Genomic DNA, 15859 nt, shown 5'->3' with positions numbered 1-15859 from the left:
CCCCACGCAGACACCGACACACAGACCGCCACCCCCCCCCCAGCCCTCACACGTCCGGGTCTTCGTCACCCCACCCGGCGTCCCCCCCCCCAGCCCCCCGGGACACGCCCCCGGGCCGCCCCGCCTCGCCACCTCTCCGCCGCGCGCCCGCACCTGCTCTACAAGGTCACGCGCGATCCGGGAGGGAGCGGCCACGTAACGCCGCGATGCCACTACATCCAGGATGTGGCGCGATCTTGCAGCGCGAGGCGCGGCAGGGGGCACGAGACGCGGCGCGGCGGGATGGTGCGGGATGGGGTGGGGGCCGGGGGTGAGGGGTTAGGGCTGGGGGTCGGGGCGGGCGAAGGGGGCGGCGGGGGCGACTGTCAGGTCGGCTGGGGCGGGTAGGCCGTCGTCGACCGGGTCTTGCTCTCGGCGGCGGCGCCACGGGCGCGGTGCTTGCGCGTCGGCGGGCCGGTCATCGTCTGACGGCGCGGCGAACGCGCCGGGGGGTGCGGCGGGCGCCAGCCGCAGGGCGGCCGCGAACAGCACACAGGCGGCGAACGCCATCACCAGGCCCCGGCCGTACTCGACCTCGAAGCCGTCCTGCGGCGAGTAGAAGAAGTTTCGCTGACCGGGGTTGTCGAAGCTGGCCGTGGCGGCCACCAGCAGCGCCAGCAGGGCGCCGGTCAGGGTGAGACCGGCCAGCCGGGCGTTCGGACGCACGGCCGCCGTGCCGCGCAACGCCAGCGCCACGGTGCAGACCAGGGCGAGAAGCCCGACCAGATAGCCGACCCCGAAGCCACCGACCTCGGACACCCCGGCGGGCACCTCGATCGTCGCGTTTCCCTCGGGCCCGCCGTTCGGCAGGCTCATCACCAACCACTCACCGACCAGCGAGGCGATCGCGGCCACCGCGCCCAGACCGGCGAGCAGCAGGGGCAGCCGAGGATCCCGCGTGAAGTCGGCCAGGGACCAACCGAACCGGCGTCGCGGAGCCGGGTCGACGGCACCCCACTCGATCACGGCCGGGGCCTCGGACCGGTCGCCCTGCCGCGGGATCGGAAGCTCCTCGGACATCGGCCACCCTTCCGCCGGCACGGACCTGGGTCGCATCATGGCACAGCAAGCTGGTGGTGACAGGGATCGCAGGGCTGGCGAGCGCGCCGCTCTGTCGCTCGGCGGTCGCCTTTCCGCTAGCGTTTGCCCCATGCCTATCCGTACCGCTTCAGCACAGTGGCAGGGCAATCTCACCGAGGGCGCGGGCACCATCCGCACCGGTAAGGGCGGCCTGTCCGGCAACTACTCCTTCAAGTCGCGCTTCGAGGAGGGTGAGGGCACCAACCCCGAGGAGCTGATCGCCGCCGCGCACGCCGGCTGCTTCTCGATGGCGTTCTCCAAGGCTCTCGCCGACGCGGGCTCCACCGCCACCTCGGTCGAGACCACCGCCAAGGTGCACCTGGACAAGACCGACGCCGGCATGACCGTGACCCGGATCGACCTGGAGACGGTCGGCCAGGTCCCGGGGATCGACGACGCGGAGTTCCAGAAGCTCGCCGAGGCTGCCAAGGCCAACTGCCCGATCTCCCGCCTGCTCTCGCCGGGTGCCGAGATCACCCTCAACGCCCGCCTGGCTGCCTGAGCAAGCCGGCCCACACCGTACGTCCACGGAAGGAGCCTCCGCCCGGTCCCGGGTGGTCGCTTCTTCCGTGCATGTGCGGATGACGGCCACGGTCGTCCCGCGGGGCCGGGCCGCGTGCCTCCGCGTCGGGCACAATGGGCGAGGTGCCGGTGGAGATGAGCCGTGAGCGCTTCGAGGAGTTGGTCGGCGAAGCCCTCGACGAGGTGCCCGAAGAACTGCTCGGCCTGATGAACAACGTGGTGATCCTGGTCGAGGACGACCCGCCACCGGGAGAGGTCGACCTGCTCGGCCTCTACGAGGGGCATGCGCTCACCGAGCGCGGCTGGGACTACTCCGGCGTGCTACCCGACCGGATCTTCATCTACCGCCATCCGATCCTGCGGATCTGCGACAACGACGAGGACGTCATCGACGAGGTGGCGGTGACAGTGGTGCACGAGATCGCCCACCACTTCGGCATCGACGACGCGCGGTTGCACGCGCTCGGCTGGGGCTGAACCCCGCCGCCGCACGACCGCCCTCGCCGCACGACCGCCCTCGCCGCACGACCGCCCTCGCCGCACGACTCGCCCGCGCCGCACGACTTGGCTGCGCCGCGCCGCCCGGCCGATGGTCGGTGCTTGCCGAGGTCGCCTACCGTCGGTGCAGCGAACGCGACCCTATTCAGGAGGCCCTTTCATGCGCAGCGAGCTGTTCTCCGCGGAGAATCTGGAGAAGGAGTCCGCGCAGCCCGGCATGCGGTTGCAGAACTCCAAGATGTTGAAGATCGAGCTCAACGGTGAGGCGATGGCCCGGGTCGGGTCGATGGTGGCCTACCAGGGGAATGTGCAGTTCCAGGCGCTGGGCTCGGGCGGGCTCGGCAAGTTCCTCAAGCAGAAGCTCACCGGCGAGGGCGTCCCGCTGATGAAGGTCTCCGGCCAGGGGGACGTCTTCCTCGCCGAACTGGCCAAGGACGTGCACATCATCGACCTGGAGCCGGGCGACGCCCTCTCCATCAACGGCAGCAGCGTGCTCGCCTTCGACTCCACCCTCCAGTACGACATCAGGATGGTCGGCGGCGCCGGTATGGCGTCGTCGTCCGGCCTTTTCAACTGTGTGTTCAGCGGCTACGGGCGGATCGCCATCACCACCAAGGGCACCCCGGTCGTGCTCAACGTGGACGCCCCGACGTACGTCGACCCGCAGGCCGCGGTCTGCTGGTCGGCGAACCTCCAGACCGGCTACCACCGGGCCGAGCAGCTCGGCCTCGGCACACTGCTCGGCCGTCGAACCGGTGAGTCGTTCACCATGAGCTTCGCCGGTCAGGGCTTCGTGGTGGTGCAGCCGTCCGAGGAGCCGCCGGTTCTGGGCAGCGGCCAGCAGCAGCAGGAGGGCGGTCTGCTCGGCGGTCTGCTGAGCTGACCCGGAGTGGGGTGGGCTGGGCGCTCCTGATGTTTGGGGGCGCCCGTCCGGTCAGGTCAACTCGCCGGTACGCAGGCGGGCCAGCCAGGCCGCCGCGTCGGCGTAGTCGACGTCGGAGAGACCCGCCGGCGCGGGCACCGGGCGTTGGCCCGCCGCCTCGGCCCAGCGGTGCCGGGGATAGGAACCCAGGAAGCGGACGTCGGCACAGACCCGGCGGAGCCCCTGCAACGCCTCGCCCAGGCGTACGTCGGCCACGTGGCCGGTGCAGTCCAGGAAGAAGACGTAGTGGCCCAGCGCCTCGCCGGTGGGACGGGACTCGATCCGGGTCAGGTTGACCCCCCGGACGGCCAACTCCATCAGCACGGACAGCAACGCGCCAACCCGGTCGTGGGCGATGTAGACCGCGAGCGAGGTGAGGTCGTCGCCGGTCGGCGGCGGTGGCGGCCCGGGGCGGGACACCAGCGCGAACCGGGTCACCGCGTCGGGGTGGTCGGCGATCTTGTCGGCGAGTGTCGTGAGTCGGTGCCGGGAGGCTCCGATCGGTGCGCAGATCGCCGCGTCGTACTCGCCCGTGCCGGCACCGGCGGCGGCCGCGCCGTTGGAGAGCACGTCGACCACCACGGCGTCGGGCAGGTGGTCGCGCAGCCAGCCTCGACACTGGGTGGACGCCTGTGGATGGGCCGCCACCGTGCGGATCGAGGTCAGCGAGGTGCCGGGCCGCGCGGCGAGCACGAACTCCACCGCCAGGATCACCTCCCGGGTGATCACCAACGGCTCGCCCTCGGCCATCTCGTCCAGCGTGACGCCCACCGCGCCGCCGATCGAGTTTTCCAGTGGCACCAGCGCGGCGTCGGCGTCGCCGGCGCGGACGCTGTCCAGCGCCTCTCCGACGCTGCGGGCGGGCGTACGGGTGCCCCGCTCGGCGGCGGGCACGGAGCGCAGTGCCTGCTCGGCGAAGGTGCCCTCCGGCCCGAGGAAGACGAAACGCGTCGGCGGTGTTCCCGGCATGCCGATCAGCCTACGCACCCGGTCCGTTGGCCGGGCCGGCGTCGCAGGCGAGGGCGCGGATCCCGGCCGGGCTGGTGGCGCGTACCTCGATGGTGCAGACGTCCGTGCCGGCGGTGACCAGCACCGGGGCGCTGGGCTTGCCCCGGGTGACCACCTGGAGTTCCTCGTGCCCGGTCACCGTCAGCACGGTGAACTGCCAGTCGCCGGCACAGAGCGGCCCGGTGCGGACCTGGACCCGGACGTTCGCCGGCAGCACTCCGGCCCGACCGCGCAACAGTTGCAGCACCCGCTGCCCGGTCGGCCCGTTGCGGCAGGCCGTCGCGACCAACCCGGCGTCCGGGGTGGGCGTCACCGCACCGAGGGAGGGTGCGGTGGCCGGCGGGGTCGGGGGTGCGGTGCTCGGGCCGGGCGTCGTCGGGGTCGCGGTGTGGGTGGGCACGGCGGTCGGCTCCCCGAGCCCGGGTGGGGCGCCACAGCCGGCCAGCGCCACGACGGCGAGCGCCGTCGGCAGGAACCGGGCGGTGGTCCGGACAGGACCGCTACCGGCTGCCCGGCCAGGACTCGCCGGTGGGATGTGGATCGTCGCCCGCGGTGAGGGGGACGCGGGGAGGGGCGGGGTGAACGGCACGGGCCGATCCTCGGGACATCGGAGAATTCGTCGCGGCCGGGGTGGCCGAGCCCATCGTAGGGTGAGCCGCCGATCGGGTGAAGGTCAGCCGGTGACGCGGTGCCCGGCGCGCTGGAGCGCGGCCGTGCCCTCGGCCAGCCGGACGGTCGGCACCAGCAGGTAGTCGGTGTCGAACGTGGAGAACGTGACGGCGCTGACCCGTGCCTCGGCGAGCGGGTCGACGAGGGCGGCCAGGCTGCCGGTGCCGGCCAGCGTCACCGGTGCGGTGACCCGTAGACAGCGCCAGGTCGTCTCCACCACGGCCTGCGCCGGCGCCCGGTCGGTCGGGCAGATCACGGAGATCCCGTCGGAGGTCCAGCTCACCGTCACCACGTCCGCGCCGCGCAGCCCGCTCGACAGCGCGTACGGCAGGGTGGTGCCGGCGGCCAACCGGCACACAGCGTATTCCCCCGGCAGCAGTGCGATATCGAGCATGAGGGCACCCTACGGCCTTCGTGCGGGCCCACCCCGGCAACGCCGCGTGCGGCGAAGGACACACTCCGCCCCAGGTCAGACCTCGGAGAAGAAGGTGAGTGAGCCGGCGACGGTGCCGTCGGTGAGCACCGGGGTGGAGATCGCGTCGACGGTCGCGTCGGAGCTGTTCGCCGAGGCGGCCTGCACCCGGAGTAGCCCGCGCGCGAGTCGGCCGGAGGAGAGCGCCAACAGCGGCGGGATCTTGTCGATCTCGGCTTCGGTCAGCTCGCCCCGGTTGGCGGTGAAGTCGAGCAGGCGTAGCCCGCCGTCGAGCAGCGGTCGCCCGATCAGCCCGTCCGGCTCACCGAGACAGAGCAGCTCGCAACCGGCCGCGGAGATCGCCACCACCCGGGTGTCGGCGTCGATCAGCAGACACGGCTCGTCGGCCCGGGAGACTGTCGACGACCATTGGCCGACGTTGTCGGACTCCGGCTCTGTCGAGGCCCGCGCCGCCGGCACGAACGCTTCCGAGAGCGAAAGTTCGACGTGGGCCACCGCGCCTCCTATGTGCACCGATCGACTGTCCACGCTAGCGGGTCGCCGACGGAATCACCGAGCGCACCGGGTCACCGGGCCGCGCAGCGTGAACCGAGGCGACCGGTGACGGCGCGGAGACCGGTGAGGTGAACGGGGGGGACCGGAGCCGCGTGGCGTCGCCGGTGACGTTACCGGCGGTGGGCCGGCTTGTCAGCGGCCGTTCGGCCCTCGTCGTACCACCGGTAGTCGGCCGTTGGACGGTATGTGCCGTTCAGCCAGGTGCCCGGGTGCTGTGCGACCCGGGAAAGCTTCTCGGCGGTGGCGGGGCTGATCCGGCTGCCACCGGCCACGAGCAGCCGGTCCAGTTCCCGGTGGGTGGCCATCAGACAGTCCTTCGGAAGGCCGTAGACGCTGATCACGCCGGAGCCGACGAAGGTCAGCACCGGAGTCACCGGAACAGGCAGCCCCACCGCGTCGGAGAGCGCCTTACTGGCCCGCTTGGCGTCCCGCCGGGACTCGGCCACGTACGGGGGCCGCTTGCCGTTGATCTGCACCACGTCTCCGGCGACGAGCACCCTGGCCCGGCCGTGGTCGGCGATGGTCACGGCGAACAGCCCGCTCGGCCCGATGGCGAGGAACCCTGCTCGGTCGTCCTGACCGCGGTCGAGGACGTCTGTCACGTCGGTGCGCGGCCACTCGATCACGTGCCACGCGGGCCCGAGATGGTCGAGTTGGCCCAATGCCCGGGCCCCGGCCGCCTCCAGGCGGCGTGCACCTCGCTCGGCCCGACGGCGGCGGGCCCATTCGAGCGGTGTCGGACGGACCGGTTCGAGAACCCCCGGCGCCTCGACGCGGGGGTGTGGCACCGCCACGGGCGGCAGTGCCCGGGCGGACGGTACGGCTCGTCGTGCGGGAAAGACAGTCATCGCGACCTCCGGCAAAAGGTCCCTCGAAGTTATGTCATCACTACCCTACGTTGCCACTACCGGTGTTCGGCAAGCCGGAGCGCCGGAGTGACTGTGGATGAATGCCATATTCATCCACAGTTCTTTTCTCGGATGCCGCTAAACCCTGCCCTACGCTGCGGGAGTGACCCACTACGTCGACAGTGAAGTCGGGCGGCTCGGCACCGTACTGCTGCACCGGCCCGGCCCCGAACTGGCCCGGCTCACCCCCCGCAACAACGACTCGCTCCTCTTCGACGCGATCCCCTGGGTGGGCCGCGCCCAGGAGGAGCACGACGCGTTCGCCGCCGCCTTGCGCGAGCGCGGCGTCGAGGTGCTCTACCTGGCCACGCTGCTGGCCGAGACGCTCGCCGTCGCGGACGCCCGGGCCGAACTCACCGAGCAGGTGCTGCGCTCCCGACGGCTCGGCGACACCCTGCGCGCCCGCGTCGCCGACCACCTCTCCTACCTGGATCCGGCCGCCCTGGCCGACGTGCTCACCGCCGGGCTGGCCCACGAGGAGCTGCGGATCAGCTCGGAGCGGCCGGGTGGCCTGGTCTACACGCTGATGGACCGACACGACTTCGTCATCGACCCGCTGCCCAACCTGTTGTTCACCCGCGACTCGTCGCTGTGGATCGGCGATCGGGTCGGCGTCACCAGCCTGGCCATGCCGGCCCGCCGCCGCGAGACCACCCTGACCGACGCCATCTACCGCCACCACCCCCGGTTCGCCGGCACCGAGTTCGTCTACCGCCCGCACCTGGAGCACCTGGAGGGCGGGGACGTGCTGCTGCTCGCACCCGGGGTGCTGGCGGTCGGGGTGGGCGAGCGGACGACCCCGGCCGGCGCCGAGCGCCTCGGCCGGCAGGTCTTCGCCGCCGGCCTTGCCCACACCATCCTGGTGGTGCCGATCGCCCAGAAGCGCGCCACCATGCACCTGGACACCGTCTGCACGATGGTCGACGTGGACGCCGTCCTGATGTACCCCAACATCGCGAACACGCTCTCCGCGTACACCGTGATCGCCGGCGCGGACGGCGAGGACCCACGGGTGGACGGGCCGGCACCGTTCCTGCGGGCCGCCGCCGACGCGATGGACCTCGACCTGCTCCGGGTCATCGACACCGGGCTGGACCCGGTCACCGCCGAACGCGAGCAGTGGGACGACGGCAACAACACCCTCGCCCTGGCCCCCCGGCTCTGCGTCGGCTACGAGCGGAACACCGAGACCAACGCCCAACTGGAGCGCGCTGGCATCGAGGTGATCCCGATCGCCGGCTCGGAGTTGGGCTCCGGCCGGGGCGGGCCCCGCTGCATGTCCTGCCCGATCACCCGCGACCCGCTGCCCGTCGCCGGCTGAACGCGCGACGCCCGGCCCGCCCGTCACCCGGCGCGCGAAACGACCGCGCCCGCCGTCACCTGGGGCGCGGAACGACCGCGTCCGCCGTCACCTGGGGTGCGGAACGACCGCGCCCGCCGCCAGGCTGGAGCGGGACGACAGCGCCCGGGTGGGCGGGACGGCGGCCCGGCTCAGCGCAGGGTGAGTTGGCGGCCGAGCAGCCCCTGACGGGCCCGGCGGCCGGCGGCGTCGAGTGGTTCGGTGACGGTGAGCGCCTCCGCGTACCGCTTGGCGAACTGCGCCACCGGCTCCTCCCACTCGGCCGCCGGGGTCTCCTCCGGCAGGTCCCAGACCGGCACGAGCCGACCGTGTGCCCGGAACATGCCAGCGAACTTGGTCTGCTCGCCGAGCGTCAGGGTGCCGGCCGCGCCGAGTCGGGCCAGCGCGTCCAGGGCGGCGTCCTCGTCGTCCGGCAGCACCCAGCGCACGTGGGCCTTCTCCGGGACCTGACACCAGTACGCGGCCTTCGCCGCGGTCAGCCGCACCGTCGGGTAGATGGCCGCGTTCGCCCGCTCCAGCGACGCCTGGACGGTCGGATCGTCGGCCGCCCCCGGGTCGAGCCAGAAGTCGAAACCGTCGTGCATGGTGATGTCCAGCGGACCGTCCACGAGGATGTCCTGCAGCCGGGGGCCAGGGCCGGGCAGTGGCGGCACGGTCACCTGGCCACCCGGCTCGGCACGCAGCGCGCTGAGCAACGCGTCGGCCAGATCCCGCGACACGTCGCCGGACTGCTGGTGGCGCTGGAGACCGATCAGCACCCGGCCGTCCGGCTTGGTGATCGCCGGGGCGGCCATCGGCAGCACCGTGGCGAGCGTCGCCGCCCGGTCGCCGAACTCCTCGACCAGGGCGGGCGCCAGCCGCAGCGGGGCGGAGGCGGCGGGCACCAACTCGCGCAGCGCGATCCACTCGGACTCGTCGACCAGCCCGTCGAACGGACGCGGCACGAAGACGTCCCGCACCTTGTCGCGACGGGGGGTGGTGTCGGCGGCGGTGCGCTGGCTCTTTCGACGCTTACTCACGGCGTCACAGCCTAGAGCCCCGAGCGGCACGCCGTGGCCGGGACCCGCCCGAGCCGTCCTCAGCCCGCCGGCACCAGGTCGGGTCGGGGGGTCGGCACCGGGTCGAACTCGGCCCAGACGCGCTGGCCCATGCCGTCCTGCTCGACGCCCCAGCGGGTGGCCAGGCCGGCCACGATGTGCAGCCCGCGCCCGTCCGCGGCGTCCGGGTTGGCGGTTCGGAGCCGTGGCCCGGTGCTCGCGCTGCCGCCGTCGGTGACCCGCAGCTGGATCAGTGCGCCCTCGGTCGAGGGCCCCAGCCGCCAGGCAACCCGGATCACGCCGCCGGGCAGCGGCCTGGCGTGCCGCACCGCGTTTCCCACCAGCTCCGCGAGCACCGCGATCAGATCCGCGAGGAGCGTCGGGGGTACGACGTCCGTCAGCTCCGCGGCGAGCCGGTGTCGGGCCAGCCGTGCCCCGCCCGGGTGGTGGGGAACCACCACGCACCAGGCTCGATCCCTCGCTGCCGCTGCCGCTGCCGCTGCCACCGTCGCCTCCACGTCGCGCCACCCTTGGTCAACCGCGTGGTAGCCGCACCTCTGCGACCGTACCGCCGCCGGTCCTCGGTCGTAGGGATACCCATCCATTCTGCTGTTCAACGATCCGGCGGACGAGATAGAGGCCCAGCCCGGCACCCGGGTAGCCGCGACGGTCGCCGGACTCGCCCTGCCAGAACCGGTCGAACGCCCGTTCCACGTGCTCGGGTCGGATGCCGATGCCCTGGTCGCTGACCCGGAACGCGACAAGTCGACCGTCGCCCGAGGCGGTGATCTCGATGGGAGAGTCCGGTGCCGAGTACTTACCGGCGTTGGTCGTCAACTCGGTCAGCACGGTGGCCAGGCTGGGCCGGTGACCGAGCGCCTTGGGCAGGTCGCCCGGGAGGCGGAGCACCAGCCGGCGGCGCAGCTCCGCCGGCAGGTCCACGACGGCGGAGCGCAGCGCCTCGCCGAGGTCGAACGGGGTGGGAGGGTCGTCGCCCGGCCCCGCCTCGGCCGCCGAGCTGAGGAGACGGTCGACCAGTCGGGCCAACTCGTTGGCGCGCTGCCCGATCACCCGGGACGCCTGCCGTCGGTCGACCTCGGTCAGCGACTCCCAGTGGTCGGTGAGGGTGTCCGCGTACCCCTTGATGACGGTGACCGGGGTGCGCAGCTCGTGGCTGGTCACCGCGACGAACAGCTCCCGGTCGTGGTCGCGGCGCTGCTGGTCGGTGATGTCCCGGAAGGTGACCACCCGCAACGTGCCCGGACCGGGCAGGTCGCCGGAGGTGATCCGCAGCCAGCGGCCGTCCGGCATCCGGTGGTCGCGAACCTGCCCGGAGGGCGGCAGCGGAAACGGCAGTGGGCGGCTCAGCGCCTGGTCGACCGTCCGGCCGGTGACCTGGGCGGCGGCCGGGTTCCAGAGCCGGACGTGCCCGTCCCGGTCGACGACGGCCAGCCCGTCGGCGAGGGCCGCCACCACCGGGCCGTCGCCGTGCACCGGCAGGCCACTCTGGTCGCCGTACATGTGCGCGACGCAGGACGCGAGGTAGGCGACCACCCCCTGCTGCTCGGCGTCCGGCTCGTCGTCGCCCGGATAGAGGGCGTGCAGGCTGCCGACGGTGTGACCGCCGATCTCGGCCCGGGAGACCACCATCCGGCGCAGGCCGCTGCCGGCCAGTTCGCCGGCCAGCTTGCCGTTGAGGTCACCCACCCGCACCTGGCGTACCCGTGGCCCGGAGAGCAGGCAGACGGTGTCCGGGTCGTCGACAGCCAACGGTCGACCGAGGGCCCACTCCGCCGCGCCGGTCGCGGCGATGACGCGACCACCGGTCGGACCGAACTCGACGAACGCCATCCCGGTCGCGCCGAGCGCCGGCTGGGCCACCCGGAGCAGCTGGGCGAGGACCGGCAGGCCCGCGTCCCCAGAGTTGATCATCTCGATCACGACGGTGTGGCCGGCGAGGAGAGCGGGGAAATCGATACGCTCCGGCATGTGCCGAGTCTGCCCCGCCGACCCGGTTTTGGGCACCCCCGCCCGGTCGATGGGGTCAGCGGTCCAGCCGGGCGAGGGCGTACGCCGGCCGGTCGGTGATGATCCCGTCCACCCCGGCGGCCAGCACCAGCTCCAGGTCGGTCGGCTGGTTGACCGTCCAGACGTACACCTGGTTGCCGGCCGCGCGCAGCGCGGGCAGCAGCTGCGGGCGGGCCCGGACCAGGCCGATGCCCGGCCCGGCGATCCGGGTGCCGAACGGCAGCCGACCCAACCGCAGCCAGCGCGGCAACACCTCCAGCAACAGCACGGTGGGCAGCGTCGGGGCCAGCTCGCGCACCCGACGGACCGCCAGCGGGGAGAACGACATGACGGTGACCTGCACCGGGTCGTCCGGCGCGGGGTCGGCCAGCCCGTACCGGCGCAGCAGGGTGACCAGTCGCCGTTCCACGTTCGAGCCGTAGCGGGACGGGTGTTTCGTCTCGACCAGCAGCCTGACCGGCCGGCCGGCGGCGAGCACCGCGTCCAGGAGCCGGGCCAGGGTCAGCAGCCGGGTGTGCGACTCGTCCGGCGGCAGGTCGCCGTTCGGCGCGCCGCCCGGGTGCCACGAGCCGAAGTCCAGGGCGTCCAGCTCGGCGAGCGTACGCGCGCTGACCAGACCGCGACCGTTGCTGGTGCGGTCGAGTCGTCGGTCGTGCACGCAGACCAGGTGACCGTCCCGGGTCAGCCGGACGTCGCACTCCAGGCCGTCGGCGCCCTCGTCGAGGGCGCGCAGATACGCGGCGAGGGTGTGCTCGGGTAGGTCGAACGAGGCGCCGCGGTGCGCGAAGACCAGTGGCCCGCCCATTCCGCCGGCCTCAGATGACCTGGCCGGGCTGCCCGTTCGCGTCGACCACCGGTCGGCCGACGGCAGCCCACTGGCGCATCCCGCCGTCGGCGTTGCGCACCTGCTCCCACCCGTTGTTGATCAGGTAGGCGACGACCTGGGCGGAACGCCCGCCGGAACGGCAGACGACCGCGACCTCCCGGTCGGCGGGCACCTCGGCCAGTCGGGCCGGCAGCTCCATCATCGGCAGGTGGTGGGCGGCGGGCGCGTGGCCGGCCGCCCACTCGTCGTCCTCCCGCACATCCAGCAGGTAGGTCTCGTCGGCGATCTCGGTCACGGGCACGGTGGGAACCTGGGGTCCGAACACAGGAAGCAACACTAGATCCTCGTGGCCCGGTTCGACACCGACCGGGCCGTCGGTACCGTCACAACCGGGTCACCCAGCGCGGGTTGGCCTGCGCCCAAGCCGACACCCGCGTGCCGCGAATCGCCTCAAAGAGCCCGTTGCCCCCGTTGTCCAGCACCACGTACGAGACCTCGTCGATGGTCTGCGGCGAGGAGGGCACCTGGACGCCACGCATCCCGTCGGGCGGCAGCGCGCGCAGCGCGAGGAGCAGGTCCTCCAGGGGTACGCCGTTGGTGTCGACGGTCAACGAGCCGCCGACCGCCCGGAGCACCTGGTCGAGTTTGACGGGGTTGTTCCGCAGGTCCGCCTTGCCGGCGCTGTCCAGCATCGCCCGGAGCAACTGCTGCTGGTGGTGTTGCCGGTCGTAGTCCCCGCCGGGCAGGTCGTAGCGCTGCCGGACGTAGTCCAGCGCCTGCGCCCCGTCCATCTGCTGGCAGCCGGTGGGAAAGACACGGTTGGTGTGGATCGAGCGGACCTCGGTGTCCACGCACATCTCCACCCCGCCGAGCAGGTCGATGACCTTCCGGAAGCCGGAGAAGTCGATCAGCGCGGCGCCGTCGAACCGGATTCCGGTGAGCCGGTTCAGGGTGGCGGAGAGCAGTTGGGCGCCGGCCTGCCCGCCGCCGCCGTGTTCGTACGCCGCATTGATCTTGTCCTGGCCGCCGCCGAAGCCGTTCGCGGGCGGGATGGCGACCAGCAGGTCACGCGGGATGGAGACCAGGTACGCCTCCCGCTGCCCGGCGGGGACGTGCACGATGAGGATGGTGTCCGAGCGTTGGTCCGGGCCGCTGTCGCCCGGGCGCCGGTCGGAGCCGACCAGGAGGTAGTTGAGCGGCCCGTCCAGGTCGGTGCGGTCGGTGCGGGCGTCGGGGTCGAGCAGTTGCTCCTTGGTCACCGTGCGGTCGTACCGGTGGGTGAGCATCTTGAGCCCGGCCGCGGCGAGCCCGGCCAGCAGGACGAGGACCAGGCCGACGCCGAGCAGGATCCGCGACCCCCGGGCGCGAGGTGACCGGGCGGGCGGGGTCGCTCCGGCCCGGCCCGCTGCGTTCCGTCCCCACCTGGACGTGACCGCCTCCCCGCAGCCGATACGTGAAACCTGCTCACGTCAGGCTACGGGCGGTGAAGTGGCCGTCGCTGGCTTTCCGCGACTACCGGCCGCTACTTGCGGGTGGAGATCACCTCGGGGTGGGTGAAGACGAACTCGGCGAGCTTGTCCTGCTTGACCGCCCGGAACATCGCCATCGTCTCTTCGCTCAAGCCCTCGGTGTTGTTGGTGTTGGCGTGGAAGGTGCCGTTGTTGGTCTTGAGCATGGTCAGCTCGTTGCCGGTGACCCCGCGCATGGTGAAGATGAAGTCCTCGATCGGCACGCCGCCGGTGTCCAGCACGAACGCCTTGCCCGCCGCCTTGATCAGGTTGTTCATCTTGGCCGGGTTGGACAACATCCCGCCCTCGGTGGCCTTCTTCGCCATCGCCTTGATCAGCTGCTGCTGGTTGGCCTGCCGGTCGTAGTCGCCGTTCTTGAGGGTCTTGCGCTGGCGGGAGTAGTCGAGCGCGGCCCAACCCTCCATCTCCTGGCAGCCCTTCTTGTGCACCACCGGGGTCCGCTGCTTGCCGGTCTTCTTGGCGTCCGCGTTCCACATCGGCTTGCCGTCGACGTACGACATGTGCAGCGACTTGACCTCCTGGCTGACACAGATCCGCACCGTGCCCAGGGTGTCGATGACGTTCTTGAAGCCACCGAAGTTGATGATCGCCGCGCCGTCGAAGCTGATCCCGGTGAGTCGCTTGATCGTCTGGGCCATCAGCTGGGCGCCACCCTCCCAGCCGCCGCCGTTGGCGGCACCGGCCTGGAACGCGGCATTGATCTTGCCGGAGCCGCCGCCGTAGCCGCTCTTCTTGAACGCCGGGATCTGCGCCTCGGTGTCCCGGGGGATCGAGATCAGGTACGCCTGGTCGTGCGTGGCCGGGATGTGCAGGATGATGATGCTGTCCGAGCGGACGTCGTCGGCGGCCCAGCGCTCCCGCGCGTCCACGCCGAGCAGCAGCATGTCGATCGGGCCGTCCAGGCTCGCCCCGCCCTCGGCGTCGGACTTGCCGGCCTCACCCAGCAGGTTGCCCTTCGCGATGCCGCCGGTCGCCTGCCCGATCAGGGCCTTGCTGCCGACGATGGCCACCCCGCTGCTCAGCATCAGCACGGCACCGAACACCACGGTCAGCCTGGCCCAGAGTGGGTCCTTGCGCTTGGTCCGCTTCTTCGACCCACCGCCACCCGGGCGGTCGCCACCGCCACCACCGCCGCTGCCCGGCGGGCGCGAGCCCGGCCCGCCGCCCGAGGGGCGTGCCTGCACGGGTATGGCCGCGGCGACTCGACCGCTGGGGGCGGTGGACCCGGGAGAGGAAGGGCGACGACTGGCCTGAACCGGCATGCGTGCTCCAGCTCGTGATCAGGAGGGGGCGGCACCACTGTACGTACATCAAATCGACTTGGCGAGTTCATCCCGGGTCAATCCGGACGTCGAATTTCGCAGACTCAGTCGATCGTCGCCGCTCGATGACCCGAACGGCTGGTGCCCGTCGGGCCGCGGTCAGCCACCGTCGTTGCTCTTCGGCGGGTTGGCCTTGACCCAGTCGGCCATCGTGTCCGCCGACATGGCCTGGTACATCGCGAGCGCCTTCTCCCGGTCCGACACCACCACCGACTCGCCGTTGATCGTGTCGCTGCCCGAGTTCGGGCTGGTCACAAAGGTGAGGTTCTGGCCGCGCAGGTTACGGAACTGCAGCGCCATGTCTGTAACCGAGAAAGACTGGTCGACGGTTACGGCCGCCGTCACCGACTTGAGGAAGTCGTTCAACTTCTTCGGGTTCGCCAGCGTGCCGGTGCTGGCCGCCTTGTCCATCAGTGCCCGAAGGAACTCCTGCTGGTGCCGCATCCGGGCGAAGTCCCCGTCCGGGAACTGCTTGCGCTGCCGGATCCAGTCCAGCGCCTCCGCGCCGTCCATGTGGTTGGTGCCCTTGGTGAACGTCCGGTACGGCTTGTGGATCGAGGTGATGGTGCGCTCCACCTTCAGGTCCACCCCGCCGAGGGCGTCGGTGACCTCCTTGAAACCGCCGAAGTCGATCGCCATCACGTGGTCGATCCGCACGTCGGTGAAGCACTCCACGGTGCGTACCGCCAGCGGCAACCCACCGAACGCGAACGCTGCGTTGATCTTCGCGCGCGAGCCGGAGCCGCAGTCCGCCCCGGCGCTCTCCGGGATCGGCACGTACAGGTCCCGGGGGATGGAGACCAGGTAGGCCTCCTGGTGGTCGGCCGGGATGTGCATCACGATGATCGTGTCGGCGCGCCACTGACTCTTGCTGTCGACCGGCGCGTCCGGGTCCCGCGAGTCGCTGCCGACCAGCAGGATGTTCAGCGCGCCGTCGACGGTCTTCGCGGGCCGGCCACCGGTGATCTCCGCGAACGGGTCGGTGCGGGCCAGGTCGCTGTTGAGGTTGCGGGCGTACAGCCAGGCGCCGACGCTGCCCAGCAGCGCCAGCACCAGCGCCGCGACCCCGGCCACGAGGGCGATCCGACCCCAGCGCGGTCGCGGGCCACGCCGCCCCGGGCCA

The 15859-nt window shown here is 72.0% G+C and carries 18 protein-coding genes; 4 read left to right on the top strand and 14 right to left on the bottom strand.

Translation table 11 applies throughout. From position 1 onward, the window contains the following. Positions 1-318: 318 nt before the first annotated feature. The gene (locus tag PSH25_RS02580; RefSeq protein WP_238657415.1) at positions 319-1059 is read right to left on the bottom strand and encodes a hypothetical protein; all 741 of its coding nucleotides are present in this window, start codon (positions 1057-1059) and stop codon (positions 319-321) included. Positions 1060-1189: 130 nt separating this feature from the next. Here PSH25_RS02580 and PSH25_RS02575 point away from each other — a divergent pair, with 130 nt between their 5' ends. The 3 genes from PSH25_RS02575 to PSH25_RS02565 all read left to right on the top strand — a co-directional run bounded on the left by PSH25_RS02575 (position 1190) and on the right by PSH25_RS02565 (position 3022). Then, positions 1190-1621 carry an OsmC family protein gene (locus tag PSH25_RS02575; RefSeq protein WP_091396762.1) on the top strand — a complete coding sequence of 144 codons (432 nt, stop codon included), beginning with the start codon at positions 1190-1192 and terminating at the stop codon, positions 1619-1621. A gap of 149 nt (positions 1622-1770) precedes the next feature. Further along, on the top strand, positions 1771-2118 hold the full coding sequence (locus tag PSH25_RS02570; RefSeq protein WP_030487733.1) for a metallopeptidase family protein: 348 nt from the start codon (positions 1771-1773) through the stop codon (positions 2116-2118). A 181-nt stretch (positions 2119-2299) separates the two neighbouring features. Further along, complete coding sequence (locus tag PSH25_RS02565; RefSeq protein ID WP_196920294.1) at positions 2300-3022, top strand: AIM24 family protein; 723 nt, start codon at positions 2300-2302, stop codon at positions 3020-3022. Between the two features lie 51 nt (positions 3023-3073). On the opposite strand, the gene pheA is transcribed toward PSH25_RS02565, so the two are convergent. The 5 genes from pheA to PSH25_RS02540 all read right to left on the bottom strand — a co-directional run bounded on the left by pheA (position 3074) and on the right by PSH25_RS02540 (position 6574). Next, on the bottom strand, positions 3074-4030 hold the full coding sequence (pheA, locus tag PSH25_RS02560; protein WP_238657414.1) for a prephenate dehydratase: 957 nt from the start codon (positions 4028-4030) through the stop codon (positions 3074-3076). A 10-nt stretch (positions 4031-4040) separates the two neighbouring features. Continuing rightward, positions 4041-4658, bottom strand: a complete 618-nt coding sequence (locus tag PSH25_RS02555) for a hypothetical protein (protein WP_372492699.1) — start codon at positions 4656-4658, stop codon at positions 4041-4043. Positions 4659-4742: 84 nt separating this feature from the next. After that, positions 4743-5132 carry an ACT domain-containing protein gene (locus tag PSH25_RS02550; RefSeq protein WP_238657413.1) on the bottom strand — a complete coding sequence of 130 codons (390 nt, stop codon included), beginning with the start codon at positions 5130-5132 and terminating at the stop codon, positions 4743-4745. A 75-nt stretch (positions 5133-5207) separates the two neighbouring features. After that, entirely contained in the window at positions 5208-5666 is a 459-nt protein-coding gene (locus tag PSH25_RS02545) for a hypothetical protein (protein WP_238657412.1), read from the bottom strand. Positions 5667-5836: 170 nt separating this feature from the next. Continuing rightward, positions 5837-6574: a hypothetical protein gene (locus PSH25_RS02540; RefSeq protein ID WP_238657411.1), complete on the bottom strand. Its 738-nt coding sequence runs from the start codon at positions 6572-6574 to the stop codon at positions 5837-5839. 163 nt (positions 6575-6737) lie between these two features. Here PSH25_RS02540 and PSH25_RS02535 point away from each other — a divergent pair, with 163 nt between their 5' ends. Then, positions 6738-7955: an arginine deiminase gene (locus PSH25_RS02535; protein ID WP_238657410.1), complete on the top strand. Its 1218-nt coding sequence runs from the start codon at positions 6738-6740 to the stop codon at positions 7953-7955. A gap of 170 nt (positions 7956-8125) precedes the next feature. Here PSH25_RS02535 and PSH25_RS02530 read toward each other — a convergent pair whose 3' ends face one another. The 8 genes from PSH25_RS02530 to PSH25_RS02495 form a co-directional block, all read right to left on the bottom strand. After that, a complete protein-coding gene (locus tag PSH25_RS02530) occupies positions 8126-9013 on the bottom strand; it encodes a DUF5926 family protein (protein WP_238657409.1) in 888 nt (295 codons plus the stop codon). A gap of 59 nt (positions 9014-9072) precedes the next feature. Continuing rightward, the gene (locus PSH25_RS02525; protein ID WP_238657408.1) at positions 9073-9492 is read right to left on the bottom strand and encodes an ATP-binding protein; all 420 of its coding nucleotides are present in this window, start codon (positions 9490-9492) and stop codon (positions 9073-9075) included. Positions 9493-9565: 73 nt separating this feature from the next. Further along, complete coding sequence (locus tag PSH25_RS02520) at positions 9566-11020, bottom strand: PAS domain-containing sensor histidine kinase (protein WP_238657407.1); 1455 nt, start codon at positions 11018-11020, stop codon at positions 9566-9568. A 55-nt stretch (positions 11021-11075) separates the two neighbouring features. After that, complete coding sequence (locus tag PSH25_RS02515) at positions 11076-11864, bottom strand: glycerophosphodiester phosphodiesterase (protein ID WP_238657406.1); 789 nt, start codon at positions 11862-11864, stop codon at positions 11076-11078. 10 nt (positions 11865-11874) lie between these two features. Next, complete coding sequence (locus tag PSH25_RS02510; protein WP_238657405.1) at positions 11875-12210, bottom strand: rhodanese-like domain-containing protein; 336 nt, start codon at positions 12208-12210, stop codon at positions 11875-11877. Between the two features lie 58 nt (positions 12211-12268). Beyond that, entirely contained in the window at positions 12269-13144 is an 876-nt protein-coding gene (locus PSH25_RS02505; RefSeq protein WP_441005346.1) for an LCP family protein, read from the bottom strand. Between the two features lie 263 nt (positions 13145-13407). Beyond that, entirely contained in the window at positions 13408-14676 is a 1269-nt protein-coding gene (locus PSH25_RS02500; protein ID WP_308193609.1) for an LCP family protein, read from the bottom strand. A gap of 159 nt (positions 14677-14835) precedes the next feature. Then, the coding region (locus tag PSH25_RS02495) for an LCP family protein (RefSeq protein ID WP_238657402.1) at positions 14836-15859 on the bottom strand (1024 nt) is incomplete at its 5' end.

The organism is Micromonospora foliorum (assembly GCF_022229015.1).
GTDB classification, from domain to species: Bacteria; Actinomycetota; Actinomycetes; order Mycobacteriales; family Micromonosporaceae; genus Micromonospora; species Micromonospora foliorum.
This window is presented reverse-complemented; position numbering and strand designations above follow the sequence as displayed.